Below are 2011 nucleotides of genomic sequence, written 5' to 3' on the forward strand. Positions count from 1 at the left end.
CCCTCTCTTGCTCAGGCCCTTGCCGCGACGGCGGGCGCCGGGCTGACGAACAGGCGGATGTCGCGGGCGTGGGGGATTTCCTCCTGGATACGCTGGCGCACCGCCTCGGCCACCATGGAACTGTCCTTGATACGCAGATTGGGATCGACCCGCAGGCGGATGTCGAACTGCACGTCCTCGCCCACATGGCGGCCGCGCAGGAAATAGATGCTGTGGACCATGGGCGTGTCCATGGCCACCTGCCAGGCGGTCTGCAGCAGGTCCGTGTCCACCGAGCTGTCCATCAGGCCGTGGATCGAGGTTCCGATCAGTTCCAGGCCGATGCGTCCCACCAGGGCCGAAACCCCGATGGCCGCGATGGTGTCGGCGATGGGAAAGCCGATCACCGAGGCGATCACGCCGACCATCACCGCCGCCGACGAGATGGCGTCGGACCGGTTGTCCCAGGCATTGGCGATGATGGCCGGGCTGTTGTTTTCGTTGCCCACGCAGATCTGGTAGCGATACATCAGCTCGTTGACGATCACCGTCACCGACGCCCCGACCGCCGCGAAGATGCTCGGCGCCTCGTAGGAGCCCGAGATCAGCTTCATCACCGAACCGTACATCAGGAAGCTGGCCCCGATCAGCAGCAAGGAGCCCACGATGGACGACGAGATGTACTGGATATTGCCATAGCCGAACGGATAGCGTTCATCCGCGGGCTTGTTCGAAATCTTCAGACTGAGCTGGGTCACGCCGCTGGCAACCACGTCCGCCCCCGAATGCAGCGAATCCGCCACCAGCGCCACGCTGCCGCTCATCAGCCCGAGGACACCCTTGAACAGGGTCATGCAGATGTCGGCGGTAAAGGCCCACCACACCACTTCCTCGCGGCAATCCCTGCAATTTTCGAACTTCATCGGTTCATGTAATCCACAAGATTGGAGCCCAGTATACGATAATTATCGCCCACTTTCTTCGCCTTGATCGTCCCCGAACGGATCAGGCCCAGAACCTCGAGACGATCCATTCCCAGCAATTGCGCGGCTTCCGCGCTGCTGTAGATCCGGTGCGGCAAGATCTCCTCGCCGAAGATCTTGTCCACCAGAACCATGGCGCCCTGCACGAAGGTCACCAGCGCGCTTCCCTTGATTACCGCCGTCCAGATCATTTCTTGATCTCCTGCGCATGGTTGAGGGGCAGAAGTTCCTGGAAAAGCTGCGGCGTGATGATCGGCGTGTCGCCCGACGGCTTTTCCTGGAAATACTCCGCCCGCTTGAAGCCGGTGATGAACGCCAGATAGTTCCACGGCCACTTGGTGATCTCGATGTTATAGGTCGAGGCCGCCCCGTTGTATTCCTCGCGACGCGTCGCGATCCGGTCTTCCATCTCCACCAGCGACGTCATCATGTGCTTGTAGGTGTCGACCGACTGGATGGTCGGATACTGCTCCACAACCGCCATCAGACGGCCCAGCGCGGCGCCGAACCCGCCATCCGCCCCAAGCAGCGCCTTGCCGCCCCCCACATCGCCCAGAAGCTTCCCGATCCCGCCCTGCTTCATCAGCTGCTCCAGCGCGGAGCCGATCGGGCCGCCCTTGCCCGCCTCGACTCCCTCGGTCCGCTTGTCCGACGTATGCGAGAAAATCGAGTGCTCCAAGGCCGCGTGGTTCAGCGTCAGCTTCACAAGATTGCCGAACAGATTGTCGCGGCGCTGGATCATCACCTCGTAATTGGACCGCTTCGCCTGCGTCTCCTCCGACATGGTCACGAACGTGTTGTAGCGCATCAGCAAGGTCGTGATGAACGCCACCACGGACAAAACCGAAACCACCATCAGGACATGCACCGGACCACGGCCCAAACGACGCGGCGACTCATCGACAACATACAACTGGGCAAGCAGCTCCTCCGACTGCTTGACCCGTTGCAGCGCACTGAAGTCGACCCCAGGGGCCGAACCAACATTCGCGTCGCCTAATGCCATATCCGTCTCGCTAAGCTCGTCATAGGAAGGAGAAGCCCCTCAT

The 2011-nt window shown here is 61.5% G+C and carries 3 protein-coding genes; all 3 read right to left on the bottom strand.

The features are described 5' to 3' along the window. Window positions 1-11 precede the first annotated feature (11 nt). Genes mamB through mamQ form a run of 3 tightly spaced genes read right to left on the bottom strand, consistent with a single transcriptional unit; the run spans window position 12 to window position 1968 of the window. Window positions 12-902 carry a magnetosome biogenesis CDF transporter MamB gene (gene mamB, locus CU669_RS20885; RefSeq protein ID WP_112147515.1) on the bottom strand — a complete coding sequence of 297 codons (891 nt, stop codon included), beginning with the start codon at window positions 900-902 and terminating at the stop codon, window positions 12-14. After that, window positions 899-1153, bottom strand: coding sequence for a magnetosome protein MamR (gene mamR, locus CU669_RS20890; protein ID WP_009869054.1), 255 nt, complete (start codon window positions 1151-1153; stop codon window positions 899-901). The genes mamB and mamR overlap by 4 nt, the downstream gene beginning before the upstream one ends. Continuing rightward, window positions 1150-1968 carry a magnetosome protein MamQ gene (gene mamQ / locus CU669_RS20895; protein ID WP_112147516.1) on the bottom strand — a complete coding sequence of 273 codons (819 nt, stop codon included), beginning with the start codon at window positions 1966-1968 and terminating at the stop codon, window positions 1150-1152. Before mamQ ends, mamR begins: the two co-directional genes overlap by 4 nt. Window positions 1969-2011: the final 43 nt, after the last annotated feature.

The organism is Paramagnetospirillum kuznetsovii (assembly GCF_003284725.1).
GTDB lineage: Bacteria > Pseudomonadota > Alphaproteobacteria > Rhodospirillales > Magnetospirillaceae > Phaeospirillum > Phaeospirillum kuznetsovii.